This is a genomic window from Nonomuraea pusilla, from assembly GCF_900109355.1.
Taxonomy (GTDB): domain Bacteria; phylum Actinomycetota; class Actinomycetes; order Streptosporangiales; family Streptosporangiaceae; genus Nonomuraea; species Nonomuraea pusilla.
In genome coordinates, this window is sequence record NZ_FOBF01000012.1 from 176,384 (window position 1) to 201,260 (window position 24,877).

At 72.7% G+C, this 24,877-nt stretch carries 23 protein-coding genes; 14 read left to right on the forward strand and 9 right to left on the reverse strand.

What is annotated here, in order from left to right; all coding sequences use genetic code 11:
• Positions 1-12: 12 nt before the first annotated feature.
• Positions 13-720: a TetR family transcriptional regulator gene (locus tag BMX74_RS24760; protein WP_091103091.1), complete on the reverse strand. Its 708-nt coding sequence runs from the start codon at positions 718-720 to the stop codon at positions 13-15.
• A gap of 94 nt (positions 721-814) precedes the next feature.
• Between BMX74_RS24760 and BMX74_RS24765 the strand changes: the two genes are divergently transcribed.
• Positions 815-1,621 (forward strand): SDR family NAD(P)-dependent oxidoreductase, encoded by an 807-nt coding sequence (locus BMX74_RS24765; protein WP_091103092.1) that lies wholly within the window; start codon positions 815-817, stop codon positions 1,619-1,621.
• Between the two features lie 68 nt (positions 1,622-1,689).
• Here the strand turns inward: BMX74_RS24765 and BMX74_RS24770 are convergent, their stop codons facing one another.
• A complete protein-coding gene (locus BMX74_RS24770) occupies positions 1,690-3,036 on the reverse strand; it encodes a sensor histidine kinase (RefSeq protein ID WP_055502775.1) in 1,347 nt (448 codons plus the stop codon).
• Between the two features lie 63 nt (positions 3,037-3,099).
• The gene (locus tag BMX74_RS24775) at positions 3,100-4,593 is read right to left on the reverse strand and encodes a glycoside hydrolase family 13 protein (protein WP_091103094.1); all 1,494 of its coding nucleotides are present in this window, start codon (positions 4,591-4,593) and stop codon (positions 3,100-3,102) included.
• 298 nt (positions 4,594-4,891) lie between these two features.
• On the opposite strand from BMX74_RS24775, the gene BMX74_RS24780 reads away from it, so the two are divergent.
• From BMX74_RS24780 to BMX74_RS24795, 4 genes are all read left to right on the forward strand, one after another.
• A complete protein-coding gene (locus tag BMX74_RS24780) occupies positions 4,892-6,175 on the forward strand; it encodes a sugar ABC transporter substrate-binding protein (RefSeq protein WP_091103095.1) in 1,284 nt (427 codons plus the stop codon).
• Positions 6,176-6,179: 4 nt separating this feature from the next.
• Complete coding sequence (locus tag BMX74_RS24785) at positions 6,180-7,748, forward strand: ABC transporter permease subunit (protein ID WP_091103097.1); 1,569 nt, start codon at positions 6,180-6,182, stop codon at positions 7,746-7,748.
• Complete coding sequence (locus tag BMX74_RS24790; RefSeq protein ID WP_091103098.1) at positions 7,745-8,584, forward strand: sugar ABC transporter permease; 840 nt, start codon at positions 7,745-7,747, stop codon at positions 8,582-8,584. The genes BMX74_RS24785 and BMX74_RS24790 overlap by 4 nt, the downstream gene beginning before the upstream one ends.
• 119 nt (positions 8,585-8,703) lie before the next feature.
• A complete protein-coding gene (locus tag BMX74_RS24795; RefSeq protein ID WP_256257252.1) occupies positions 8,704-9,966 on the forward strand; it encodes a right-handed parallel beta-helix repeat-containing protein in 1,263 nt (420 codons plus the stop codon).
• Between the two features lie 65 nt (positions 9,967-10,031).
• Here BMX74_RS24795 and BMX74_RS24800 read toward each other — a convergent pair whose 3' ends face one another.
• The gene (locus BMX74_RS24800) at positions 10,032-10,247 is read right to left on the reverse strand and encodes a hypothetical protein (RefSeq protein WP_055502769.1); all 216 of its coding nucleotides are present in this window, start codon (positions 10,245-10,247) and stop codon (positions 10,032-10,034) included.
• Between the two features lie 72 nt (positions 10,248-10,319).
• Positions 10,320-10,916 (reverse strand): hypothetical protein, encoded by a 597-nt coding sequence (locus BMX74_RS24805; protein WP_143078753.1) that lies wholly within the window; start codon positions 10,914-10,916, stop codon positions 10,320-10,322.
• Positions 10,917-11,017: 101 nt separating this feature from the next.
• On the opposite strand from BMX74_RS24805, the gene BMX74_RS24810 reads away from it, so the two are divergent.
• Positions 11,018-11,323, forward strand: a complete 306-nt coding sequence (locus tag BMX74_RS24810; protein WP_143078754.1) for a hypothetical protein — start codon at positions 11,018-11,020, stop codon at positions 11,321-11,323.
• Between the two features lies 1 nt (position 11,324).
• Here BMX74_RS24810 and BMX74_RS24815 read toward each other — a convergent pair whose 3' ends face one another.
• Together BMX74_RS24815 and BMX74_RS24820 are read right to left on the reverse strand one after the other, a co-directional pair.
• Entirely contained in the window at positions 11,325-12,494 is a 1,170-nt protein-coding gene (locus BMX74_RS24815) for a thiolase family protein (RefSeq protein WP_055502766.1), read from the reverse strand.
• Between the two features lie 74 nt (positions 12,495-12,568).
• Entirely contained in the window at positions 12,569-13,117 is a 549-nt protein-coding gene (locus BMX74_RS24820) for a TetR/AcrR family transcriptional regulator (protein ID WP_091103100.1), read from the reverse strand.
• A gap of 39 nt (positions 13,118-13,156) precedes the next feature.
• Here BMX74_RS24820 and BMX74_RS24825 point away from each other — a divergent pair, with 39 nt between their 5' ends.
• The 4 genes from BMX74_RS24825 to BMX74_RS24840 all read left to right on the forward strand — a co-directional run bounded on the left by BMX74_RS24825 (position 13,157) and on the right by BMX74_RS24840 (position 18,988).
• Positions 13,157-16,336: a bifunctional cytochrome P450/NADPH--P450 reductase gene (locus tag BMX74_RS24825; protein ID WP_055502764.1), complete on the forward strand. Its 3,180-nt coding sequence runs from the start codon at positions 13,157-13,159 to the stop codon at positions 16,334-16,336.
• A 238-nt stretch (positions 16,337-16,574) separates the two neighbouring features.
• A complete protein-coding gene (locus BMX74_RS24830) occupies positions 16,575-17,174 on the forward strand; it encodes an ACT domain-containing protein (RefSeq protein ID WP_055502763.1) in 600 nt (199 codons plus the stop codon).
• An 84-nt stretch (positions 17,175-17,258) separates the two neighbouring features.
• Positions 17,259-17,771, forward strand: coding sequence for a MaoC family dehydratase (locus BMX74_RS24835; RefSeq protein ID WP_091103102.1), 513 nt, complete (start codon positions 17,259-17,261; stop codon positions 17,769-17,771).
• Positions 17,772-17,812: 41 nt separating this feature from the next.
• Positions 17,813-18,988, forward strand: coding sequence for an acyl-CoA dehydrogenase family protein (locus tag BMX74_RS24840; protein WP_091103104.1), 1,176 nt, complete (start codon positions 17,813-17,815; stop codon positions 18,986-18,988).
• Positions 18,989-19,024: 36 nt separating this feature from the next.
• Here BMX74_RS24840 and BMX74_RS24845 read toward each other — a convergent pair whose 3' ends face one another.
• The gene (locus BMX74_RS24845) at positions 19,025-19,381 is read right to left on the reverse strand and encodes an ArsR/SmtB family transcription factor (protein WP_055502760.1); all 357 of its coding nucleotides are present in this window, start codon (positions 19,379-19,381) and stop codon (positions 19,025-19,027) included.
• Between the two features lie 247 nt (positions 19,382-19,628).
• Here BMX74_RS24845 and BMX74_RS24850 point away from each other — a divergent pair, with 247 nt between their 5' ends.
• The 4 genes from BMX74_RS24850 (at position 19,629) to BMX74_RS24865 (ending at position 24,194) form a co-directional block, all read left to right on the forward strand.
• Positions 19,629-20,621 carry a cation diffusion facilitator family transporter gene (locus BMX74_RS24850; RefSeq protein WP_218154031.1) on the forward strand — a complete coding sequence of 331 codons (993 nt, stop codon included), beginning with the start codon at positions 19,629-19,631 and terminating at the stop codon, positions 20,619-20,621.
• Positions 20,622-20,801: 180 nt separating this feature from the next.
• Complete coding sequence (locus tag BMX74_RS24855) at positions 20,802-22,064, forward strand: acyltransferase family protein (protein ID WP_256257253.1); 1,263 nt, start codon at positions 20,802-20,804, stop codon at positions 22,062-22,064.
• Positions 22,065-22,264: 200 nt separating this feature from the next.
• Positions 22,265-23,470: a type 1 glutamine amidotransferase family protein gene (locus BMX74_RS24860; RefSeq protein WP_091103107.1), complete on the forward strand. Its 1,206-nt coding sequence runs from the start codon at positions 22,265-22,267 to the stop codon at positions 23,468-23,470.
• 73 nt (positions 23,471-23,543) lie between these two features.
• Positions 23,544-24,194 (forward strand): Uma2 family endonuclease, encoded by a 651-nt coding sequence (locus BMX74_RS24865; protein WP_177227498.1) that lies wholly within the window; start codon positions 23,544-23,546, stop codon positions 24,192-24,194.
• A gap of 19 nt (positions 24,195-24,213) precedes the next feature.
• Here the strand turns inward: BMX74_RS24865 and BMX74_RS24870 are convergent, their stop codons facing one another.
• The gene (locus tag BMX74_RS24870) at positions 24,214-24,837 is read right to left on the reverse strand and encodes an FMN-dependent NADH-azoreductase (protein WP_055502756.1); all 624 of its coding nucleotides are present in this window, start codon (positions 24,835-24,837) and stop codon (positions 24,214-24,216) included.
• Positions 24,838-24,877 lie beyond the last annotated feature (40 nt).

The following is a 24,877-nucleotide window of genomic DNA, read 5'->3' on the forward strand; positions in this document are numbered from 1 at the left end:
CGGGCGGCGTCGTCACGCCGTGGGCCGGGTGCCCTCCGCGCGGCGCCGCGCGCCGGTCTGGGCGGCGCCCTGGTCGTCTGCGCTCTGCACCCCGCTCTGCACTGCGGTCTGTACCGCGCTCTGGGCGGCGCTCTGGGCGGCGAGGGCGCGGGCGGCCGCCATCACGGCCTCGCGCCGCCGCGCCAGCGCCGCCCGGTCGTCGCGTTCGTCGAGGACGAGCCGGCACAGCTGGGGCACGGCGAAGTTCCACGCGACCAGCCCGAGCACGGTGAACATCCAGTCCTGGGCAGCCCGGGTGCGCTCGGCCTCGGGCAGCCCGGCGGCGACGCCCGCCTCGACGAGGTCGCGCACGTTCTCCCTGTAGCCCGCCCGGCGCTCCTCCTCGCCGTGCAGGGGGTCGCCGGCCGACTCCAGCGCCTCCCACATCAGCAGCCTGATCAGATGGGGATGCTCCTGGTACCAGTCGAAGAGCTGGCCCACCGACTCGGCCAGCGCGCCGGGGTCGATCGCGGCGCCGTGGCAGACCTCGTCCACCTTGGCGCTCACGACGGCGGCGAACAGCTTGTCCTTGCCGCCGAAGTAGAGGTAGATCGCCTGCTTGTTGGCCTTGGCGGCGGCCGCGATGCGCTCGACCCTGGCCCCGGCCAGGCCGTGGGCGGCGAACTCGGCGCTGGCGGCCTGGAAGATCCGCCGCCGGGTGGCCTCCGCGTCGTAGCTCATGGAAGGAATTAAACCATCCGGTTGACTTCTCGGCGAAGCGCGAGCATGCTCTAAACCAACCAGATGGTTTATTTGCTGACGAGGAGTTCGCCGCATGTCCGTTCTCACCACCGACTCGGCCCCCGCCCCCGCCCCGGTGCCCGTCCGCTCGCCGCTGCCCTCCGGCCTGGCCGGCTCCACCGCCGTCGTCGTCGGGGGCACCTCGGGCATCGGGCTCGCCGCGGGCGTCCTGCTGCGCGAGGTCGGCGCCCGCGTCGTGCTGGCCGGCCGCGACGCGGCGAGGCTGGAGGCCGCCGTGGCGCGCGTACGCGGCGACGGGCCCGCCGACGCCGTGCTCGGCGCCATCGCCGACGTCACCGACGAGGACGCCCTCGCGCGCGCCCTCGACCTCGCGGACACAGCCCACCACGTGCTGGTCACCGCCGGCGGCCTGACCGGGGCCGGGCTGGTCACCGGGCTCGCCGCGGCCGACGTCCGCGAGGCGTTCGACAGCCGGGCCTGGGGCGCGCTGGCCGTGGCCAAGGCGGCGGCGACCCGGCTGCCGGCCGGCGGCTCGATCACGTTCAGCTCGGGCGTCTACGTGACCCGCCCCATCCCCGGGATGGCGGGCGCGCTCGCGGCCGTCGGAGCCGTCGAGACGGTCACCAAGGCGCTCGCCGTCGAGCTCGCTCCGCGCAGGCTGCGGGTCAACGCCCTGCGCTTCGGCAGCTTCGACACACCGCTGCTGCGCGGGGCGGCCGGTCTGGGCAGCGACGAGGCGGTGGCCGCGGCCGGCGCGTCCACCCCGCTCGGCCGGTACGGCACCGCCGACGAGGCCGCCGCCGCGGCCCTGTTCCTCATGGCGAACACGTACGTGACCGGCCAGGTGATCACCGTGGACGGCGGCCAGGCCCTGGCCTGACATCAGCCCGCTCGGGCCCGCGCAGAGCCGGTTCAGGTGCCGGTTCAGGTGCCGGTTCAGGTGCCGGGTCAGGTGCCCTCGGCGGCGGGCAGCCGCAGGACGAACCTCGCGCCTCCCTGGCAGTCCTCGACGCGGACCTGCCCCCGGTGCGCCGTCGCCACGTCCCGCGCGATCGCCAGGCCCAGCCCGGTGCCGCCCGCGTCGCGGCTGCGGGCGGCGTCCAGGCGGGTGAAGCGCTCGAAGATGCGCTCGCGGTCGGCGGGCGCGATCTGCGCGCCGTCGTTCTCCACCGCCAGCACCGCCGTGTCGCCCTCGCGCGAGACCGAGACGCGCACCCCGGTCTCCGCGTGGCGCTGGGCGTTGTCCAGCAGGTTCGCCAGGACGCGGGCGAGCTGGAGCCGCACGCCCCGCACCACCACGCCGTCGGCGAGGTCCACCCGCACGGGCACCGTGCCGCCGCGCCCCGCGAGCTCCTGGCGGACGAGGCAGGCGAGGTCCACGGGCTCGTGGGCGGTGTCCATGCGCGAGCCGATCCTGGCCAGCAGGAGCAGGTCGCTGATGATCGCCTCCAGCCGGTCGGTGTCGCGCAGCGTGCTCTTCACCAGCGACTCGACGTCGGTCTCCGCCGGGTAGAGCTGGGCGCTCTCCAGCTGGGCGCGCAGCCCGGCGATGGGGGTGCGCAGCTCGTGCGAGGCGTCGGAGGCGAACTGGCGCTGCTGCTCGGCCGAGCGCTCCAGCCTGGCCAGCGTGCGGTTGACGGACCTCGCGAGCTGGGCCAGCTCGTCCTCGCCCGGCGGCTCGGTGACGCGGCGGCTCAGGTCGCTCGCCTCGACCGCGTCCAGCTCGGCGCGCAGGGTGGCGACGGGCCGCAGCGCGCGCCCGGTGACGAGCCAGGTGGCCCAGCCCGTCAGCACGATCAGCGCGGCGGCCTGGGCCAGCGTGATGACCTCCAGGCTGTGCGAGGCCAGGACGTCGGGCGCGCTGCGCGCCGCGTACACCACGGGGTCGCCGCCGGCGGCGCCGACCCTGACCGCCGACAGGTAGACGCACTCGGACGGCAGGCAGGCGCGCGTGCTGACGACCTGCGCGCCTCCGCGGGGCTCCGCCCGGCTCAGCCGGGGCAGGTTCCTGGCCGCGTCGCTGGTGGCCACGATCCTGCCGTCGGCGGCGACCACCTGGATGAGGTCCACGGCCGGGTCGCGGACCGCGATCGAGCCGTCCGGGGCGAGGCGCCCCTCGCGCAGCTCGGCCGCCACCTGCTCGGCCACGTCGCGGGTGTCGCGGTGGACGCCGGAGGTCACCAGGGCGCGGGCCACGACCCCGGCCGCGATGGCCACGGGGATGAACACGAGGGCGGCGATGGCCGTCGCGATGATGGTGACGCGCCCGCGCAGGGACCTCGCCCACAGTGACACGAACCGAGGCTACTCACCGTCATTACCGGTACATGTCGGGTGAAGGGAAAGATTGCCCCAACGTCACCGTTCGAGCCAGACCGTGGTGTCCGGCGGGATCGTGCCGTCGCCCGGCACCGGGCCGCTGGACAGCAGCACCCGTCCCGCGACGTCGAGGCGCACCGGCTCGTCCCCGGTGTTGAGCACGACGACCAGGCCGGGGTGGCGCTCGATCGCCAGGACGTCCTTGGGGGAGTCGAGCCAGGTGAGCGTGCCCCCGCCGAGCGCCGGGTGCTCCTTGCGGACGCGCAGCGCCGCCCGGTAGAGGTTCAGGGTCGAGCCGGGGTCGTCCTGCTGCGCCTCGGCCGACAGCGGCCCCCACGAGCCGGGGATCGGCAGCCACGGGTCGCGCCAGCCGAAGCCCGCCTCGGACGTCCACGGGATCGGCACCCGGCACCCGTCGCGGCTCTCGCCCGTGCGGAGGAACGCGGGGTCCTGGCGCAGCTCGTCCGGCAGGTCGAGCACCTCGGGCAGGCCCAGCTCCTCGCCGTTGTAGAGGTAGGCGGAGCCGGGCAGCGCCAGCATGAGCAGCGTGGCGGCGCGGGCCCTGGCCAGGGAGCCGTGGCGGGTGACGTGGCGGGGCTTGTCGTGGTTCGACAGGACCCAGGTGGTGGGCGCGCCGACCAGCTCCGCCTCGGCGAGCGCCTTCTCGATGACGGCGCGGAACGACTTGGCGTGGAAGTCGGCCATCATGAAGTCGAACGAGAACGCCTGGTGCAGCTCGTCGGGGCCGACGTACCTGGCCAGCCGCTCGGGCGACGACACCCACGCCTCGGCCACCGCCATCCGGCCGCCGGGGTAGGAGTCGAGGATCGGCCGCCACTCGCGGTAGATGTCGTGCACGCCGTCCTGGTCGAAGTACGGCAGCCGCTCGTCGCCGAGCAGCTCGGCCTGCCGGCCCTCCTTCGGCCCGACGTCGGGCAGGCCCGCGGCCTTGACCATGCCGTGGGCGACGTCCACGCGGAAGCCGTCGACGCCCCGGTCCAGCCAGAAGCGCAGGATGTCGCGGAACTCGGCGCGCACCTCGGGGTTGTCCCAGTTGAGGTCGGGCTGCTCGGGCGCGAACAGGTGGAGGTACCACTGGCCGTCCTCGGCCTGGGTCCAGGCCGGGCCGCCGAAGATCGACTCCCAGTCGTTGGGCTCGTCACGGAAGATGTAGCGGTCGCGCAGCCCCGCCCTGAACCAGGGGTGCTGGTCGGAGGAGTGGTTGGGGACGAGGTCCACGATCACGCGGATGCCGAGCGCGTGGGCGTCGGCGACGAGCGCGTCGAAGTCGGCGAGCGTGCCGAACACCGGGTCCACGTCGCGGTAGTCGGCCACGTCGTAGCCGCCGTCCGCCATGGGGGAGGTGTAGAAGGGGCTCAGCCAGACGGCGTCCACGCCGAGGTCGCGCAGGTAGCCCAGGCGGTCGCGCACGCCTGCCAGGTCGCCGACGCCGTCGCCGCTGGCGTCGGCGAAGCTTCGGGGGTACACCTGGTACACGACGGCGTCGCGCCACCAGTCGTCGTCACTCAGCATGGTCGTCCTTCCCCCGGGATGTCCGTGATGTCTGACGCAGAATGGCGGCTGGCCTCGCGCCGGGTCAAGTGCAAGTTGCCGAAAGTTGCAGACCCGGTCTCATCTGTGCCGAAGGGTCCTCGACGGGGGCATGTCAAGCCCTGGAGATCTGGATCGGGTAACGCTTTTCGCAAGTTCTTCCACTTCTTGCAAAGAGCGGCTAACGTCCCGGAAATGTGAGCCGTGAAAGCGGCCGACAACGGAACTTCGGCGGTGGCGCACGCGTGCCACCGCTCCCTCCATGACCTCAGGAGGTCCCATGCGCATGCGGGCTCTGGGTGTGGCCGCGCTCGCGACCCTCGCGTTCTCCGCCACGGCCTGTGGCGACAACGGCACGGCACAGCCCTCGGCCGCGCCCTCGGCGGCGTCGAGCGGGCCGGCCTCGGCCCCCGCCGACAAGGGCAACGGCAAGCTCGTCATCTGGGCCGACCCCAGCCGGGTCACGGCGCTCAAGCCGTTCGCCGACCAGTTCGGCACCGAGAACGGCGTGACCGTCGAGGTGAAGGAGATCAGCAAGGACAACCAGCAGACCTTCCTGACCGCCTCGCAGCAGGGCAGCGGGCCCGACATCATGATCGGCGCGCACGACTGGATCGGCAACCTCGTCCAGAACGGCGCCATCGACCCGGTCACGCTCACCGAGGAGCAGAAGGCCGCCTTCCCCCCGATCGCGATCAAGGCCGTGACGTTCGACGGCCAGATCTACGGCGCCCCCTACGCCGTCGAGAACGTCGCCCTGATCCGCAACACCAAGCTCGTCCCCGACGCGCCCGCCACGTTCGACGAGGTGGTCGAGAAGGGCAAGGAGCTCAAGAAGGCGGGCAAGGTCAAGGAGGTGCTGTGCCTCCCCGTGACGCAGAAGGGCGACGCCTACCACGTCTACCCGCTGTTCGCCTCCGCCGGCGGCTCCCTGTTCGGCTCCACCGCGAGCGGCGACCCCGACCCCAAGAAGGTGCTCGTCGGCTCGCCCGAGTCGATCAAGGCGTTCGGGAAGCTCAAGGACCTCGGCGAGAAGGGTGACGGCGCGCTCAAGACGTCGATCACCAACGAGAACTACATCGTCAACTTCGCCGCCGGCAAGTGCGCCTTCCTCGTCTCCGGCCCCTGGGCCATGGCCGACGTGAAGAAGTCCGGCCTGTCCTACGACGTCACGCCCGTGCCCGCGTTCAAGGACGGCAAGCCCGCCACCCCGTTCGTCGGCGTCCAGACCTTCTTCGTGGCGTCCAAGGGCAAGAGCAAGGCCCTCGCCCAGGAGTTCGTCGCCAACTACGTCACCAACAAGGACGTCGCCAAGGCCCTGTACGACGCCGACCCGCGGCCCCCGGCGCTGACCGCCGCGCTCCAGGACGTCCAGGCGAGCGACCCCGACGCCGTCAAGTTCATGGACGCGGGCAAGGACGGCCTGCCGATGCCCGCCATCCCCGAGATGCAGGCGATCTGGGAGCCGTTCGGCATCGCCGAGACCGCCGTCGTCAAGGGCGGCGACGCGGACAAGGCGGCCACGGCCGGGCAGAAGGCCATCGACGGCTCGCTCAAGAACTGACGTCATGACGCTCGACGTGCGCGAGGCCGCGGAGACCCGTGAGGCTCCGCGGCCCCGCCGGGAGGTGACCACGGCGTTCGTCGTGAGCAGGATCGCGGTGCTCGCCGTGACCGCCGCGGTCCTGCTCTACGCGGCGCCGCCGCTGGTGGCGTCGCGGTCGTGGGCCGCGCTGGCGGTGCTCGCGGTGACGGCCGCGGTCCTCGCCTTCCTGTACCTGACCCGGCGCTTCATCCCGGCCAAGTACCTCATCCCCGGCACCGTCTTCCTCATCGCCTTCCAGGTGTTCCCCGTCCTGTACACGGTCAGCACCGCCTTCACCAACTTCGGCGACGGGCACCGCGGCGACAAGGCGTCGGCGATCACCGCCATCGAGACCGGCTCGGTGCGCCAGGCCCCCGGCTCGCCCGAGTACAGCCTGACCGTGGCGCTGCGCGACGGCGAGATGGTGTTCCTCCTCGTCGACCCCAAGACCAAGCAGGTCTCGCTCGGCACCGGCGAAGGGCTGACGGGACTGTCCGGCGCCCAGGTGGGCGTCACCGGCAAGGTGCTGAGCGCCCCCGGCCTCACCGTGCTCAAGGCGCCCGAGGCCGCCGCCCGCGCCCAGGAGGTCTCGGCGCTGGCCGTGCCCACGCGGGGCGGCGTCATCAAGGCCAACGGCCTCAGCCGCGCCGTCGAGGGCAGGGCCGCGCTCACCTACGACGCCGCCTGCGACTGCGTCAAGGGCGAGGGCGACGTCTGGAAGGCCGACGAGTCGCAGGGCTACTTCGTCAACGCCAAGGGCGAGCACCTCGCCCAGGGCTGGCAGGTCAACGTCGGCTTCGCCAACTTCGCCCGCGTCCTGACCAACCCCACCATCTCCGGGTACTTCGCCGGGGTGTTCGGCTGGAACCTCGTGTTCGCGCTGGCCTCCGTCGCGGGCACGTTCGCGCTCGGCATGAGCGTCGCGCTCGCCCTGCACCATCCGCGCATGCGCGGCACGAAGGCGTACCGGATCGCGCTGATCCTGCCGTACGCGATGCCGGCCTTCGCGATGCTGCTCGTCTGGCGCGACATGTTCAACCGCGACTTCGGCCTGATCAACCAGTTCTTCGGGCTGGACGTGGACTGGCTCGGCCAGCCGTCCACCGCCAGGCTCGCGGTGATCCTCGTCAACCTCTGGCTCGGCTTCCCCTACATGTTCCTGGTGACGACCGGGGCGCTGCAGGCCATCCCGCGCGAGCTGACCGAGGCCGCCTCCATCGACGGCGCCACGCCGTGGAAGGCGTTCCGCAGTGTGACGCTGCCCCTGCTGCTCGTGGCGCTGACGCCGCTGCTGATCTCGTCGTTCGCGTTCAACTTCAACAACTTCAACGCGATCGCGCTCACCACCGAGGGCGGGCCGTTCCCGGCCGAGAGCCCCCAGGTCGGCTCCACCGACCTGCTGATCACCTACACGTTCAGGCTGGCGTTCGGCACCGGCGGCGCGCAGTTCGGCTTCGCCGCGGCGATCTCGGTGTTCATCTTCGCGATCGTGGCCGTGATCTCGGCCGTGGCGTTCCGCCGCACCCGCAGGCAGGAGGAGGTCTACGCATGAAGCTCGCCCTGCGGCACGTCTTCGTGCTGGTCGTGTGCGCGTTCGCGCTGTTCCCGATCCTCTTCGTGATCTCCGCCGCGCTCAACCCGCTCGGCACGCTCGCCTCCACCGACCTGCTGCCGTCGGGGGCGAGCCTGAACAACCTCACCAACCTGCTGACGTCCGACACCTACCCGTTCGCCCGCTGGTTCTTCAACTCGGTGTTCATCGCGCTGACCGCGTCGTTCGCCAGCCTCCTGCTGTCGATGTTCGCCGCGTACGCCTTCAGCCGCATGCGCTTCGCCGGACGGCGCGTCGGGCTGCTGGCGCTGCTGCTCATCCAGATGTTCCCGCAGTTCCTGGCCATCGTGACGATCTTCATGATCTTCACGAGGGTGACCGAGCTCTACCCGGCGTTCGGCTTCGACACCGTCTGGGGCCTCATGCTGCTCTACCTCGGCGGGGCGCTCGGCGTGAACACCTGGCTGATGAAGGGCTTCCTCGACACCGTGCCGAAGGAGCTCGACGAGGCCGCGACCGTCGACGGCGCCACCCACGCGCAGATCTTCTGGCGCGTCATCATGCCGCTCGTCACGCCCATCCTCGCGGTGACGGCGCTGCTCGCGTTCATCGGCACGATGAGCGAGTTCCTCATGGCCAACGTCTTCCTGCGCGACCCCGAGAGCAAGACGCTCGCGGTGGGCATGTACGGAATGATCGCCGGAGACCACCGCAACGCCAACTTCGGCATGTTCGCCGCGGCCACGCTGCTCACCGCCGTGCCGACCGTGAGCGTGTTCCTGTGGCTGCAGAAGTACATCGTCTCCGGGCTGACCGCGGGAGCGGTGAAGGGATAGAGCAGGCGCTCCCCGGCGACGGCCCATCGGTGCGTCTGTGGCATCCGGCTCGCTGATCACGCTACGGTTGGACCTCCCGTCGTCCGGTTTGATTTTGAACTAGATAGTGGTGCGTCCGCATGAGGTTGCTGTCCGTCGTCGTCGCGACGTCGTTCCTGCCCGCCCTGCCGTCGCCGGCCATGGCCGCCGGGGCCGCCTCGTCCGCGACGGCGGGCACCACCTACTACGTCGACTCCAGGGCGGGCGACGACTCCGCCGACGGCACCAGCGCCGCCAAGCCCTGGAAGACGCTCGACCGCGTCAACGACGCCGACCTCAAGCCGGGCGACGCCGTCAGCGTCAAGCGCGGCAGCAGCTTCCGGGGCGAGCTCAAGCTGTCGGCCAGCGGCACCGCGGCCCGGCCGATCGTCGTCCAGCCGTACGGCACGGGGCCGCTCGCCAGGATCACCGGCGAGTGCGTCGTCGTCAACGGGAACCACTGGCGCGTCAGCGGGCTGCGCGCCACCGGCTGCCGGTGGGCCGGCTTCGAGATCGGCGGCGACCACAACGAGCTGTCCGGCGTCGAGGCCGACAAGAACATCGCCGGGGTCTGGGTGACGCCGTCCGGGTCGAGCAACACGATCAAGGACAGCACGTTCCGCCGCAACAACCGCATGAGCGTCAACGACGAGGGCGGCGACAACGACTCGGGCGCGTTCGGCGTGCTGCTCAACGGCGACGACAACGTCGTCACCGGAAACACGATCACCGGCAGCTACGCCAGGAGCGCCGACTACGGCACCGACGGCGCCGCCGTCGAGATCTTCAACGGCGACAGGAACCGCGTCACCCACAACCGGGCGCACGACAACGAGACGTTCACCGAGCTGGGCGCGGAGAAGGGCAAGACCGCCACGGGGAACCTGTTCGCGTTCAACGTCGTGACCTCCGGCCGCAAGCGCGGCTCGTTCCTCATCACCCGCGGCCCCGGCCACATCGTGGGGCCGGTCAAGGGCACCGTCGCCGTGCACAACTCGGTGTACCTCCCGGCGCGTGACACCATCGGGTGGTCCTGCCACGACGGCTGCTCGCCCGGCATACTCAAGCTGCGCAACAACGTCATCGTCGTGGGCGGCGAAGCGGGCTGGGAGGACGGCCGCGGCGCCGACGAGGCGGGCGGCGTCTACCAGGGCCGAAAGGCGACGTTCAAGCTGGGGCCGAGGTCGGTCATGGCCGACCCGCGCTTCGTCTCGCGCACCGACCTGCGGCTGCGCCCCGGCTCCCCGGCGATCGGGCGCGCCCTGCGGCTCGGCCCGCAGTGGTTCGGCGGCGCGGACCTCGCCAAGGACATCGCGGGCAAGCCCCTGCCCGACGCTCCGGACGCCGGCGCCTACCAGCACTGACTCCCGGCGCCCACCAGCCCTGACGCCTCAGGGGTGCGGCACGAGCCGCTCCGCGGCCTCGGGGGTCAGGCGCTCTCGGCGGGGCCCCAGCGGTCGAGGATCTCCTCGTCGTGGTCGCCGTCGTGCCAGGCCTGCTCCTCGGGCACCGCGTGGGGCAGCCAGCGCTCGTAGTCGGGGGCGCCCGGCGGCACGTCGCGCGTGCCGTGGACGGTGGTGCCGTCGTCGAGGACGTCGACGGTGGGCACGCGCAGGACGCCGCCCGGCAACCTGACCACGCTCATGGGCATCCCCTCCCGCGGGTCCTCCTGGGCACGTCCGCCAGGATAGCCGCCCGCCTGCGGCGGGGGACCCGTTCACCTCATCCCGTACGTCGCCGCCATCCACTGGTAGACCTGCTGGGCCGCGTGCTCGTCGCCGAGCAGCCGGATGAGCCGGCCGGCCCGCCGCGTCAGCACGCACGCGAACGACTCGGCGAACAGCTCCGCCACCTCCTGCCGGTACGGCGGGGCCAGGTGCCGGCGGCAGGACGCGTGCAGCAGCAGCCACCAGCGCGACGCCGACGGCCGCCCGTCGAGGTCGTCGACGGCGTGGCCGAGCTCGTGGCCGCACACGCTGGCCGAGGGCGAGGGGACGCTGCCGACACCGATGCGGCGCAGCGCCGGGTCGTACACGCCGGCGCTGCGCTCCCACGTGCCCTCCTGCAGGGGCAGCGGCACCTCCCGCAGCTTCTCGAACCCCGGCAGGTCGGGCACCGCGCCGGGGCCGACGACCAGACCGCCGCTCAGGTGCCCGGCCAGCCGCGCCCCGAGCGGGCGGGGCACCGCGGCGAGCGTCATGACCGCGAGCAGCGACTCGGACGGCGGGAAGGTCCCGGGCCGCCAGGCGCGGGTGAGCCGGATCTCCAGAGCACCGACATGCAGCCACCCGGGCCGTCCTCTGCTGTGGGGCACCACACCGCGCTCTCTGCACTCCATACCGTCCGTAGCGATCACCATGATTGCTCATCACGGGACGGCAGGTGATGCGATCCGGCGAGTCTAGAGTGGGGGACGTGTTCCCCGATCTCCGTCAGCCCCTGATCAAGCAGCTCGCCGAGTCGGGCGCGCCCCGCCGCCACTGGCACGCCGCCGACGAGGACGGCGGCGTGTGGCTGTTCGAGAGCGTCGAGGGCGACGGCGAGCACTGGGCGATCAGGCAGGTCGAGATCGACGCCCGGCGGTCCGTCCACCGGTACTGGTGGGGGCTGCTGCAGGACGACCACGGCTTCCTCACCGACCAGCCGCTGGAGATCTGGGACCTCACCGAGATCACCGAGGAGGCGTTCGAGGCGGTGTGGGCGGCGGGCGGGCCCGCCTGACTCAGGCTTCCCGCGAGACGTTCTCCAGGATGAGCGCGTTGGCCAGGCCGCCCGCCTCGCACATCGTCTGCAGCCCGTAGCGGGCCCCGCGCTCGCGCATCGCGTGGACCAGCGTGGTGGCGATGCGGGCGCCGCTCGCCCCCAGCGGGTGGCCCAGGGCGAGCGCGCCGCCCTTGACGTTCACCTTGGCCGGGTCGGCGCCGGTCTCCTGGAGCCAGGCCAGCACCACGCTGGCGAACGCCTCGTTCACCTCGAACAGGTCGATGTCGCCGAGCTCCAGCCCCGCCCTGCGCAGGACCTTCTCGGTGGCGGGGATGACCCCGGTGAGCATGAGCAGGGGGTCGGAGCCGGTGACGGCGAAGCTGTGCAGCCGGGCCAGCGGGCGCAGGCCGAGCCGGGCGGCCGTCTCGGCGGAGGCGACGAGCACGGCGGCGGCGCCGTCGTTGATCGGGCTGCTGGTGCCCGCCGTGATCGACCAGTCGATCTGCGGGAAGCGCTCGGCGAACGCGGGGTCGCGGAAGGACGGCTTGAGCCCGGCGAGCACCTCGGGGGTGGTCGAGGGGCGTACGGACTCGTCGTGCTCCAGCCCGGCCACGGGGGCGAGCTCGGCGGAGAAGTCGGCGGCGGCGGCCTTGGCGTGGGAGCCGGCGGCGAAGACGTCCATCCGTTCGCGGCCGAGCGACCACTTGGCGGCGATGAGTTCGGCGCTGACGCCCTGGGGGATCAGCCCGTCGGGGTAGCGGGCGGCGACGCCGGGGCCGAACGGGTCGGCGCCGGGCGGCACGTTCGACCACATGGGGACGCGGCTCATCGACTCGACGCCGCACGCGACGACCAGGTCGTACGCGCCGGACATGACGCCCTGCGCGGCGAAGTGGAGCGCCTGCTGGGAGGAGCCGCACTGGCGGTCCACGGTGACGGCGGGCACCTCCTCCGGGAACCCGGCGGCCAGCCAGGCGTAGCGGGTGGTGTTCATGGCCTGCTCGCCGACCTGGTCGACGCAGCCGCCGATCACGTCGTCGACGAGGAGGGGATCGACGCCGCTGCGCTCGACGAGGGCGCGCAGGGCGTGGGCGAGCAGGTCCACCGGGTGGACCCCGGACAGCGCGCCGCCGGGTTTGCCCTTGCCGATGGGGGTGCGGACGGCTTCCACGATGACGGCCTCGCGCACGGCTGCCTCCAGGGGGTCGGTAGGAAAACTGGACCCACTGTAGCGTCGTCCGTTGGAGATTCCAACGGAGCCGGTCAGAGTCCCTTCACGATGATGTCCATGGCCTGTTCGAACGCCCGGTCGATCTCGTCCGGGTCGTCGGACATGTGGCCCTGCACCTCCGAGAAGATGAAGCCGGTGACGAAGGCGTGCAGCACGTCGCTCGTGCGGCGCAGCTCCTCCTCGGCCACCCCGGCGGCCCGAAGGATGCGGTAGAGCACCTCCCAGAGCCCGAGCTTCCTGTTCTCGATCAGCTCGGGGTGGCCGTGGACGTAGGCCCACAGGGCGGGGTGCGCGCGGACGTGCTCGTGGTAGGCCCGGCCGAGCGCGCGCAGCTGCTCCTGCCAGGGTGTGCCGTCGTCGGGAGGCAGGTGCAGCCGCTCCGCCATGTTCGTGCACACCTCGACCAGCAGCGCCTCCTTGTTGTCGACGTGGTGGTAGAGCGACATCGGGTTGACGTTCAGCTCGGCCGCCAGCTTCCGCATCGACAGGGCCTCGACGCCGCCCTCGTCCACCAGCCGCAACGCCGTGGCCCTGATCTCTTCCCTGGAGAGGGGCGAACCCCTGCGCGCACTCACTGCCATACACCGTATGGTAGCTTCATCCATACGGTGTATGGCTGAATGTCCGCCATCCCGTTCGGCTACTCAAGGGAGCACTCCATGGCGCGGATCCCCGCCCCGCAGGGCCTGCCGATCCTGGGCAACACGCTGCAGATCCCCTCGCACGCCCCCATCGAGCACTTCGTCCGCGTCGCCGGCGAGTACGACGAGGGCATCTACCGGCTCGACATCGCCGGCCGCCGCATCGTCCTCGTGTACGACCCCGACCTCGTCGCCGAGGCGTGCGACGAGACCCGCTTCGTCAAGCGGATCACGCCGCCCCTGTCGATCGTCCGCGACTTCAGCGGCGCCGGCCTGTTCACCGCCGACCACGGCGACCCCCTGTGGGGGCAGGCGCACCGCATCCTCATGCCCGCCTTCAGCCAGCGCTCCATGAAGGCGTACTACCCGCAGATGCTGGAGGTCGCCGAGCGGCTCGTCGCGTCCTGGTCGGCCCGGCAGGGGCAGGACCTGCCCGTCGCCGACGACATGACCAGGCTCACGCTCGACGTGATCTCGCTGACCGGGTTCGGCTACCGGTTCGGCTCGTTCGACACGCCCGAACTGCACCCGTTCCTGCGCGCCATGGGCGGCGCGCTCACCGAGGCCATGCTGCGCAACCAGCAGCTGCCCCTCGTCACCAGGCTCCAGCCGTGGCGCGAGGAGAGCTACCGCCGCGACATCGCCACCATGCGGGAGCTGGTGGACGACGTCATCAGGCGGCGCCGCGCCGAGGGCGCCGCCGACGCCGGGGCGGGCGGCGGAGCCAAGGACCTGCTCGGCCTCATGCTGGAGGCCGCCGACCCCAGGACCGGCGCCCGGCTGCCCGACGACAACATCCGCGACCAGGTCCTGACCTTCCTCATCGCCGGCCACGAGACCACCAGCGGCCTGCTGTCGTTCGCGCTGTACAACCTCCTGCGCGAGCCGCACACGCTCGCCCGCGCGTACGAGGAGGTGGACCGCCTGCTGCCCGGCGACGAGCCGCCCACCTACGAGACGATCATGAAGCTGGACGTCATCCCCAGGATCCTGGAGGAGACCCTGCGCGTCTGGTCGCCCATCCCGGCCTTCGGCGTGAACGCCGTCGCGCCCACCACGATCGGCGACTACCCGATCGACGCCGGGCAGACCATGGTGGTCCTGCTGCCCGTGCTGCACCGCCACCCCAAGGCGTGGGAGCGTCCCGACGAGTTCGACATCGACCGCTGGCTGCCCGAGCGGCGCGCGGAGCACCACCCGGCGGCGTACAAGCCGTTCGGCAACGGCGAGCGGGCCTGCATCGGGCGGCAGTTCGCCCTGACCGAGGCCAGGCTGGCGCTCGCGATGATCCTGCAGCGCTTCGCGCTGTCCGACCCGGACGCGTACAAGATGAAGATCAAGCAGACGCTCACGCTCAAGCCCGAGGGGTTCACCCTCAGGGTGCGCGAGCGCAGGCCGCACGAGCGGGCCTCCGCCGTCGCCGCGCCGGCCCCGGAGGCCGAGCGCGAGGACCTCGCCGTGACCGGCGGCGTCCCCCTCACCGTCGCCTACGGCTCCAACCTCGGCACCGCCTCCGACATCGCCGAGCGGCTCGCCGAGCGGGCCGGGCGCGCCGGCTTCCGCACGACGCTGACCACCCTGGACGACCTCGTGCCGCCGTCCGAGGGGCTGCTCGTCGTCGTGGCCTCCAGCTACAACGGCAAGGCCCCCGACAACGCCCAGCGGTTCGACGCGCTCGAGACCCTGCCCGACCTGTCCGGCGTGCGGCTCGCCGTGCTCGGCTGCGGCAACACCCAGTGGCCCACCTACCAGGCGTTCCCGCGCCGCGTCCACGACAAGCTGACCGCCGCGGGCGCCGTCCCGCTCGTCGAGCGCGGCGAGGCCGACGCCGACGGCGACTTCGACGGGGCCGTCTCCGCCTGGACCGCCGCGCTCTGGGCCGCCGTCAACGACGTCTACAGCGCCTCCGCCGAGGACGCCGGCCCCCGGTACGCCATGGAGGTGCTCACCGAGGCCGAGGTGCGGCCCGCCGTCGTCTCCGAACGGGCCGTCCCGCTGACCGTCGTCTCCAACGAGGAACTGACCCGCGACCCGGCCGGGCTCTGGGACTTCTCCGTCGAGGCGCCCAGGCCCGGCGTGCGCTCCGTCGTCGCCCGGCTGCCCGAGGGCGTCACGTACGAGGCGGGCGACCACCTGGCCGTCTTCGCCAAGAACGACCCCGAACTCGTCGAGTGGGCGCTGCGCTGCCTGCGGGTGCCGAGGGAGCAGGTCGTGCGCCTGCGCGCCGCCGGGCCCAGCCACCTGCCGCTCGACACGCCGGTGACCGCCGGGCTGCTGCTCACCGAGTTCGCCGAACTGCAGGACGTCGCCACCAGGTCCGACCTGGAGACGCTGGCCGCCCACACCGCGTGCCCGTGGACCAGGGAGCGCCTCGCCGCGCTGTCCGCAGGGTACGCCGAGGAGGTGCTGGCCAAGCGCGTCTCACCGCTGGCGCTGCTGGAGCGCTTCCCGGCGATCGAGCTGCCGCTGCCGGTGTTCCTGGAGCTGGCCGGGCCGATCAAGCCGAGGTACTACTCGGTGTCGTCCTCGCCGCTGGCCGATCCCGGGCTCGTCCGCGTCACCGTCGGCCTCGTCGAGGGACCGGCCTGGTCCGGCAGCGGCGAGTACCGCGGCATGTGCTCGGCCTACCTGGCCGGGCTGCGCGAGGGCGACGTCTTCTACGGCTACGTCCGGGTGCCCGCGCCGCCGTTCCGCCTGCCCGCCGACCCGGCCACGCCGGTGGTGCTCGTCGGCCCCGGCACCGGGTTCGCGCCGCTGCGCGGCTTCCTGGAGGAACGCGCGCTGAGCGGGGCGACCGGGCCCGCCGAGGTGTTCGTCGGCTGCCGCCACCCCGAGCACGACTGGCTGTACCGCGACGAGGTGGAGGAGTGGGCCGGGGCCGGGCCGGTCACCGTGCACACGGCCTTCTCGGCGGTGCCGGGGCATCCGTACCGGTTCGTCCAGGACGCCGTGGCGGCACGCGGCGACGCGCTGTGGGAACTGCTCGAAGCGGGCGCGTACGTCTACGTCTGCGGCGACGGGCTGCGCATGGCTCCCGCCGTACGCCGGGCCCTGCTGAGCCTGCACAGGGAGCACACCGGGGGCACGGCAGAGGACGCCGCCACCTGGCTCACCACGCTGGAGGACCAGGGCCGCTACCAGCAGGACGTCTTCGCCTGACAGCCCACCGGTGCTGAGCCGCCGGCTGAGCTGCTTCTCGGCGGATCTCGCCGGGCCAACCCGGCCTTGACCAGGGCCAACGCAGTGGGATGCTCCGGCAAGGAATGTCCCTGGGGTCTGGCATGAGTCGGACTTAAAGCAGCATGCTGGGAAATAACCGCAGCATCTATGACATGTCTGTGGAACATTCCTGAAACGTGTCCACGGCACTGTAGGAGCCTCTGGAAAGGGGGCGGCCATGCTGCTGCGACTGAGGGTGTCGCTGCCGGACCGGCCGGGCGGGCTCGGCCAGGTCGCGAAGGCGCTCGGAACGCTCGGAGCCGACATCCTGCAGGTCACCGTGCTCGAACGGGAGGCCGGGCGGGCGGTGGACGACTTCACCGTCTCCTGGCCCGGGCAGATCGGCGCGGCGGAGGTCCGCGAGCGGCTGTCCGGCATCCCCGGCGTCCGCGTGGAAGGCGTGTGGCCCACCCGCGAGGTGCCGGGCTCCGCGCCCGACTACGACCTGCTCATGCACGTCGCCAGCGAGCCCGCCCGCGGCTTCGCCACCCTCGTGGACGCCCTGCCCGGCCTGTGCGGCGCGGAGTGGTCCCTCGCGCTGGCCGACGGAGCGGTGCGGCACGCCTCCCTGGCCGCCCCCGCCTCCTTCGACCTGCCCGAGGCGCCACCCCGCGTCGCCACCCTGGAGTCCGCCGAGTTCCGGCTGATGCTGTTGCCGGTCGAGGCGCACGGGCTGCACGTCGTCGTGGCCCGCGCCGAGGGCCCCGTGTTCCACCGCGCCGAGGTGGAGCGCGTCGCCCGCATCGTGGACGTCGTCTCCAAGCTCGCCAAGAGCTGACCCGGCGGGCCGCGCGGGAGCGTTGACCCGTCCAAGATCGGACGATTAGCGTGGCGGTCGGAGCAGCGCGCGAAGGAGCGGCCCGTGACCGTCCACGAACCGAGCATCGGCCGTCACTACGAGGACTTCGTCGTCGGGGACGTCTACCGGCACCCGCTCGGCCGCACGATCGGCGAGGCCGACAACACGTGGTTCACGCTGCTCACGATGAACACCAACCAGAACCACTTCAACGCCCACCTGGCCGCGCGGTCCCCCACCGGGAAGATCATCGTCAACTCCGGCCTCACCGTGGCGATCGTGCTCGGCCTCTCGGTGATCGACGTGAGCCAGACCGCGATCATGAATCTCGGCTGGGAGGAGATCAGGCTCACCCACCCGGTGTTCGTCGGCGACACCCTCTACGCCGAGTCCAAGGTCACCGCCAAGCGCGAGTCGGCCTCGCGCCCCTACGCCGGCATCGTCACCTGCCGCACCCGGGGCCTCAACCAGGACGGCGACGAGGTCCTGTCCTGGACCCGCGCCGTCATGGTCTACAAGCGCGACGCGCCCCACGACAAGGGGTACTTCCCCGAGGCCAGGACCGGCCCCATGTGATCCCGAGCCCGGCGGCCCGCCCGCCGGGGAGGAGCGAGGCGATGGACTTCGAGCTGACCGACGAGCAGAAGGCGTACCGCGAGACCCTGCGCGCCTTCGTCGAGAAGGAGATCCTGCCGGTCGCCACCGAGTGGGAGCACTCGGGCCGCTACCCGGCCGAGATCGTCGCCAGGATGAAGCAGATGGGCCTGTTCGGCCTGACCGTGCCCGAGGAGTACGGCGGCATGGCGGCCGACATGGTGTCGTACGCGCTGACCTTCGAGGAGATCGCGCGCGGCTGGATGGGCGTGGCGGGCGTGCTCGGCTCCCACTCGCTGGCCTGCTGGATGATCGCCAGGCACGGCACCGACGAGCAGCGCCGCCGCCACCTCCCCGACCTCGCCACCGGGGCCCGCCGCACCGCCATCGCGCTCACCGAGCCCGGCGCCGGCACCGACCTGCAGGGCATCGCCACCCGCGCCGTCGCCGACGGCGACCACTACGTCGTCACCGGCACCAAGACGTGGATCACCAACGCCAGGCACGCCGACCCCCTGCCCGTGCTGGTCAAGACCTCGGTCACCGAGCCGGCGCACCGGGGGATGTCCGTGCTGCTCGTCGATCCCGGCTCCGACGGCTTCAGCGTCAGCCGCGACCTGCCCAAGCTCGGCTACAAGGGCACCGAGACGTGCGAGGTCGTGCTCGACGGCGTGCGCGTCCCGCGCTCGGCCCTGCTCGGCGGCGTCGAGGGCCGCGGCATGCAGCAGGTGCTCGGCGGGCTGGAGATCGGCCGCCTCAACATCGCCGCCCGCGCCGTCGGCGTCGCCCAGGCCGCGTACGACGCCGCGCTCGGCTACGCCCGCGAGCGGACCGCGTTCGGGCAGCCCATCGCCGAGTTCCAGGCGATCCAGCTCAAGCTGGCCGACCTCGCCACCGAGATCCAGGCGGCGCGGCTGCTCACGTACTGGGCGGCCTCCCGCGCCGACGCCGGGGCCGCCACCGGGGCCCGGGTGGACATGGAGGCCGGCATGGCCAAGTACTTCGCCTCCGAGGTGGCGCTGAAGGCGTCGCTGGAGTCGATGCGCGTCCACGGCGGGTACGGCTACTCGCAGGAGTTCGTGGTGGAGCGGCTGTACCGGGACGCGCCGCTGATGGCGATCGGGGAGGGCACGAACGACGTCCAGCGCCTGGTGATCGCGCGCGCCCTGATCTCCGGCAAGGGGCATGTCGGCTGGTGACCGCAATGCGGGCCCGGCTTCTCCCGGCTGGGCCGGTCAGTCGTGGCGGGGGAGGCCCGACACCTCGTGGTCGGCGTGGAACATGGCCTCGGCGATGAGGGCGCGTACGTGGGAGTCGCGCGCCCGGTAGAGCACGCGGCGGCCGTCCCTGCGGGTGTCCACCAGCCCGGCCAGACGCAGCTTGGCCAGGTGCTGCGACACCGACGGCCGTGCCACGCCGATCGCCCCGGCGAGGGAGTTCACATCGCTCTCGCCCGAGGAGAGCAGCCACATCAGCTTGAGCCGTGTCGCGTCGCTCAGCATGCGGAACGCGTCGACGGCGGCGTTCACCTGTGCGGTGGTGGGCTGCTCCTGCGACGGATTCGCACCTGAGACGTTGTCGCGTGCGTACATGACTACATATGATGGCCGAAAGCGGCATCGTCCGCAAGCGAGGGAGCGTATGTCTGACCACCGCCATCCAGGCACATCACCAACCGGAGCCCCTCAGGACGGCCCCCAGCATGATCACGGTCACGGGCACGGCCACGGTCATGGGCAGGGTCATGGTCACGGGCAGGGTCATGGGCAGGGTCATGGTCACGGGCACGGTCATGGGCATGGGCTGAGGCGCGGGCGTGGGTGGCGCGGGTGGGCGGGGGTGCTCGCCGCCGTCACGCACGCCTTCACGCCGCACAGCCACGACAGCGCCGGCAAGACCGACTCCGCTCTGGAGTCCAGCAGCCGGGGCCTGCGGGTCCTGGCCGTGTCGTTCGTCGTGCTCATGGTCACGGCCGCCGTCCAGGCCGTGATCGTGGTGGCGTCCGGCTCGGTCGCGCTGCTCGGCGACACCCTGCACAACCTCGCCGACGCCCTCACCGCCGTACCGCTCGCCATCGCGTTCTCCCTCGGGCGCCGCGCCGCGAACCGCCGCTTCACGTACGGCTACGGCAGGGCCGAGGACCTCGCCGGCATCGCGATCGTCCTGCTCATCGCCGTGTCCGCGGCGCTCGCCGGGTACGAGGCGGTGACGCGGCTGCTCGACCCGCAGGAGATGCGCAACCCCGGCTGGGTCGCCGCGGCGGCCGTCGCGGGGTTCGCCGGCAACGAGTGGGTCGCCCGCTACCGGATCAGGGTGGGCAGGGAGATCGGCTCGGCCGCGCTCGTCGCCGACGGCCTGCATGCCAGGACCGACGGCTTCACCTCGCTGGCCGTGCTCCTCGGCGCGGGCGGCGCCGCGCTCGGCGTGCCCCTGGCCGACCCGGTCGTCGGCCTGCTCATCACGGTCGCCATCTGCTTCGTCCTGCGCGACGCCGCCCGCGAGATCTACCACCGGCTCATGGACGCCGTGGACCCGGCGCTCGTGGACGCCGCCGAACGCATCCTGGCCGGGGTCGAGGGGGTGCGTCGCGTCGGTACCGTACGGCTGCGCTGGATCGGCCACGCCCTGCACGCCGAGGTGGAGATCCTGGTGGACCACGGTATGTCGGTCGTCCGCGCGCACGCGGTGGCCGTGGAGGCGGAGCACCGGCTCATCCACGACCTGCCGCGCCTGCGGGCCGCGACCGTCCACACCGACCCGGACGGCCCGGACGGCGCCGACCACCACGAGGCTCTGGCCGGGCACCGGATGGCCGGACGCCGCATCAGGTGAGCCGGTAGGGGTAGGTTGGGGCGGGTGTCCGAGCCCTGTGGAACACCGCCGGCCTCCCCTCACGGCTCCACCCCGGAGCCCCGCGCGCCCGGGGCCGCCCCCGAACCACCGCCCACCGCGTCCGCCCCGAAGCCGCCCGCGATGAGCTCCACCGCGCAGCCACGGGCGAGCGGGAGGCCGGTGCCTGTCGCGTCCGTCGCCGAGCGGCCGGGCGGCACTCTCGGGGCGGCGCCCCGGGGGGAGGCGCACAGGCTGGCGTGGCTGGACGCGCTGCGCGGCATCGGTGCGCTCGCCGTCGTCGCCGAGCACCTGCTGCCGTGGTTCCTGCCGTCGCTGCGCCCCTACTGGTTCAGCCTCGGCGTGTACGGGATCATGGTGTTCTTCCTGGTCAGCGGCTACATCATCCCGACCTCGCTGGAGCGGCACGGCGACGTCCGCGCCTTCTGGATCGGCCGCGCCTTCCGCCTTTACCCGCTGTACCTGGCGGTGATCGCGCTTGTCCTCGCCGTCTCGTGGTGGGTGCCGGTGCGGTCGGACGTGCCGCGCGACGGCAGCGCGGTGGTGGGTCACGCCACCATGCTCCTGGACGTCGTCGGCGTCGGCGGCGTCGCCGACACCATGTGGACCCTCTCGTACGAGATGGTCTTCTACCTGCTGGTCACGGCGCTGTTCCTGCTGCGGGCGCACGGCCGCAGCGGGCTGCTGTCGATGCTGTTCGCCGCGGCGGCCGTGCTGGTCGGGCTGGTGGCGTCGGGCGCGGCGTTCACGGGAGGGTTGACCGCCTACGTGTCGTGCGCGGTGTTCGCGGCCGGGCTGGCCTGCGTGGTGACGGGCCGGATGCGTACGGCGGCGGCCTGCGTGCTGGCGCTGATGGCGCTGGCGCTGCTGCTGCTCGGCAGCCGGGTGCCGTGGCTGGGCACGGCGGTGGTGGCGGTGATGTTCGCCGGGACGGCGGTCCGCCGGTGGGAGCGCGGCGACGGCGGCCTGTGGCCGGTGGCGGTGACCGCGGCGCTGGTGGCCGTGGCGCCGCTCTGGGCGGTCGAGGGCGGCTGGTGGTGGGTGCGGGCCGACGTCTGGATCACGACGCTCGTTCTCGCGGGGCTGACGTTCGCGGGCGGGATGGCGCTGCGGGGGCGGCGGCTGCCGCGCGCCCTCACCTGGCTGGGGCTCGTCAGCTACTCCCTCTACCTGGTGCACCACCCGCTGCTGAAGTACGTGGCTGAGCTGACCGGCGACCTGCGGCGGGCGCCCCTCGCCCAGCAGGCGGCCGTGTCGGCGGTGACCGTGGCGGGGGTGCTGGCGGTGAGCGCCCTGTCGTACCGGTACGTCGAGCGGCCCATGCAGGAGCTCGGACGCCGGTTGGGGCTCAGGTCGGCGCCGGCGCCCGCGCGGTCTGCGGGTGGCGGGCCGGTGCCCGTGCCACCACCCGGACCTCGGCCGTGAGACGGGCCGGCTGCCTGACGGCCACGTAGGTCAGGACGATCTCCCCCTGCGGCAGGTACCGCCGGCTCGTCGGATGGACGAACGTGTGGGGGTCGGAGGCGGACACCCCGCCGTCGCGCCGTCGCGCCGACGCGCCGTCGCGCCTCCCGCCGGGGTCCGGCACGGTGACGGCACGGGGCGAGAGAGGGGCCGGAGCAGCCATGCCGGGTCTGCTGGTGCTCATGGGCTCGGGCGAGACCAGCCCGACCATGGTCGAGGTGCACCGCGCCGCCGCGCGCGCCCTGCCGCCCGGCGCGCGGGCCGTCCTGCTCGACACGCCGTACGCGTTCCAGGAGAACGCCGCCGACATCTCCGCCCGCGCCCGGCGGTACTTCAGGCACAGCGTCGGGCTCGACGTCGAGGTGTCGTCCGGCGTCGCGGGGGCCGGCTGGGTGTTCTCCGGGCCGGGCAGCCCCACCTACGCGCTGCGGCGCTGGCTCGGCTCCGGCGTCGCGGGCGACCTGAGGGCCCGCGTCCGGTCCCGGCAGGGCGTCACCGTGCTCGCCTCGGCCGCCGCCTGCACGGCCGGGCTGGCCACGGTGCCCGTGTACGAGATCTACAAGGCCGGCGCCGAGCCGCACTGGCGGGAGGGACTCGGCCTGCTCGAACCGTTCGGCCTCCGGGCCGTGATCGTCCCGCACTACGACAACGCCGAGGGCGGCACCCACGACACCCGCTACTGCTACCTGGGCGAACGGCGGCTGTCGCGCATGGAGCGCGAGCTGCCCACGGGCGCGGTCGTCCTCGGGCTCGACGAGCACACCGCCCTCGTCGTCGATCTGGAGGCCGAGACCGCCGAGGTGGCCGGGCGGGGCGGGCTCACCGTACGCAGGGGCGGCGCGCAGGCCGTCCTGCCGGCCGGGGCCCGCGTCACGCTCGCGGAGCTGCGCGGTCTCGCCGAGGACGGAGCCCGGACGCGCGCCCCCGTGACACCCCCCTCCGCGCGCCGGCAAGCCACCCTGGAGGAGGCCGTCGGCTCGTGCGGGCGGCGCTTCGACGCCGCGGCGGCCCGGCCCGACCCCGTGGCCGCCGCCCGCGCGGTGCTCGACCTCGAAGCCGAGATCGTCAGGTGGGCGGCCGACACGGAGGAGGACGCCGGGGGCGTCGAGCAGGCCAGGGAGCTGATGCGGCTGCTCATCGGCCGCCTCGGCGAGCTGGCCGCCACGGCGGCACTGGGCCGTCTGGCCGTTCCGCTGCTGGAGCTCCGCGCCGAGCTGCGGGCCCAGGGCCGCTACGACGTCGCCGACGCCCTCCGCGCCGTTCTCCTCCAGGCCGGCCTGAAGGTGGAGGACACCCGGCAAGGCCCTCACCGGCTCCCGGCCCCGCCGTCGCGCGAACCCGAGACGCCGCCGGAGAAGAGCGGCTGACCTCGACCTGTCACTCGACGTGCTCGCCCCACCACGCTTGGCCCACATGAGCTCGCGTGCCAGACTCGAACCCATGGAAGGCGATGAGGTGATGCGTCCTCTGCCCGATGACGGCTGGCTGGTCGCTCATCCGCCTCCGCGGCGCGCCCGGCTCTTCGCCATGGCGCCCGACGCGGACGGCTACACCGTCGAGGACTGGCTGAAGCTGCCCGAGACCGGGGAGCGGATCGAGTTGATCGACGGGAGCTTCGTGGTGAGTCCCGTGCCCGGCTACGACCACGCGATCGCGGCCAAGCGCCTGGTGCGTCTCCTCGACGACGCCCGTCCGCACGACCTCGAGGTGGTCGAGACGGGAAACCTCCAGGTCGGCGACGACGGTTTCATCCCTGACATCGTCGTCGGACACGCCGAGTCCATGCTCTCGGGCGCCACCAGGCTGGCACCCGGCGACGTGGTCTGCGTGGCGGAGATCGTCAGTCCGGGCAAGGGCAACCACCTGCGCGACTACGACGTCAAGCCACCCAAGTACGCCGCCGCGGGCATCCCGGTCTTCATCCGGGTGGAGCTGCTCGGCGAGAGCGCGCCCCGCGTCGAGGTCTTCACCCTCTCCGCCGAGGGGTACGTGCTGGAGGCCGAGGCCAAGGCGGGCGACACCCTGACGGTCGGCAGGCCCTTCCCGCTCTCCTTCGACCCGGCCGTCCTCGCCGGGCCGGGCCGGCGATAGCAGCCTGCATTCCTGCAGGTCAGAAGGTGCGGGCCACCTCACGGGCGCGGTCCTCGGCGCGCTTGCGCTCGTGCTCGTACGAGCCGGTGAGGGTGGGGTGGTGGCGAATCTCCTGGACGTCGGCGACGCCCGCCCAGCGCAGCCAGTCGAGGAAGTAGGTGGACTGGAAGTCGTTGCCGAAGCGGGAGTCGAGGCCGGGGCCCCAGACCGCGCTGGTGTAGACGACGGCCGCCCGCTTGCCCGCCAGCAGGCCGGTGTAGCCGGTGTCGGGGTGCACGTCGAAGACCATCGCGGGCTGGCTCACCACGTCGATGAACTGCTTCAGCTTGTACGGCACCCCGCCGTTCCACATGGGGACGCTGAAGAGGTAGCGGTCGTAGGCGTCGAAGCGTTCGAACGTCGCCACGGCGGCGGCCCAGGCGGCGGCCTGCGCGCCCTGCGGCGTCCCGCCGCCGAACACCGTCATCTTGGCCGCGGCGGCGTCCGGGCCGAACTCGGGCAGGGAGCCGTCCCACAGGTCGAACCTGTCGACCTGCGCGCCGGGGTGGGAGTCCTGGTACTCCTGGACGAACGTCTCGGCGATGCCGAGCGAGATGGACTCCGTGCCGCGCGGGGAGGCGGAGACGTGCAGCAGGCGTGACATGGTGATGCCCCTTTCCGGACTGTGGTCCGATTAGCTCTCC

Coding starts and splice junctions, on each gene's coding strand:
- BMX74_RS24760 (WP_091103091.1), bottom strand. CDS start 720: ATGAGCTACGACGCGGAGGCCACCCGGCGGCGGATCTTCCAGGCCGCC.
- BMX74_RS24765 (WP_091103092.1), top strand. CDS start 815: ATGTCCGTTCTCACCACCGACTCGGCCCCCGCCCCCGCCCCGGTGCCC.
- BMX74_RS24775 (WP_091103094.1), bottom strand. CDS start 4,593: ATGCTGAGTGACGACGACTGGTGGCGCGACGCCGTCGTGTACCAGGTG.
- BMX74_RS24780 (WP_091103095.1), top strand. CDS start 4,892: ATGCGCATGCGGGCTCTGGGTGTGGCCGCGCTCGCGACCCTCGCGTTC.
- BMX74_RS24785 (WP_091103097.1), top strand. CDS start 6,180: ATGACGCTCGACGTGCGCGAGGCCGCGGAGACCCGTGAGGCTCCGCGG.
- BMX74_RS24790 (WP_091103098.1), top strand. CDS start 7,745: ATGAAGCTCGCCCTGCGGCACGTCTTCGTGCTGGTCGTGTGCGCGTTC.
- BMX74_RS24795 (WP_256257252.1), top strand. CDS start 8,704: ATGAGGTTGCTGTCCGTCGTCGTCGCGACGTCGTTCCTGCCCGCCCTG.
- BMX74_RS24800 (WP_055502769.1), bottom strand. CDS start 10,247: ATGAGCGTGGTCAGGTTGCCGGGCGGCGTCCTGCGCGTGCCCACCGTC.
- BMX74_RS24820 (WP_091103100.1), bottom strand. CDS start 13,117: ATGGCAGTGAGTGCGCGCAGGGGTTCGCCCCTCTCCAGGGAAGAGATC.
- BMX74_RS24825 (WP_055502764.1), top strand. CDS start 13,157: ATGTCCGCCATCCCGTTCGGCTACTCAAGGGAGCACTCCATGGCGCGG.
- BMX74_RS24830 (WP_055502763.1), top strand. CDS start 16,575: ATGCTGCTGCGACTGAGGGTGTCGCTGCCGGACCGGCCGGGCGGGCTC.
- BMX74_RS24840 (WP_091103104.1), top strand. CDS start 17,813: ATGGACTTCGAGCTGACCGACGAGCAGAAGGCGTACCGCGAGACCCTG.
- BMX74_RS24845 (WP_055502760.1), bottom strand. CDS start 19,381: ATGTACGCACGCGACAACGTCTCAGGTGCGAATCCGTCGCAGGAGCAG.
- BMX74_RS24860 (WP_091103107.1), top strand. CDS start 22,265: ATGCCGGGTCTGCTGGTGCTCATGGGCTCGGGCGAGACCAGCCCGACC.
- BMX74_RS24865 (WP_177227498.1), top strand. CDS start 23,544: ATGGAAGGCGATGAGGTGATGCGTCCTCTGCCCGATGACGGCTGGCTG.
- BMX74_RS24870 (WP_055502756.1), bottom strand. CDS start 24,837: ATGTCACGCCTGCTGCACGTCTCCGCCTCCCCGCGCGGCACGGAGTCC.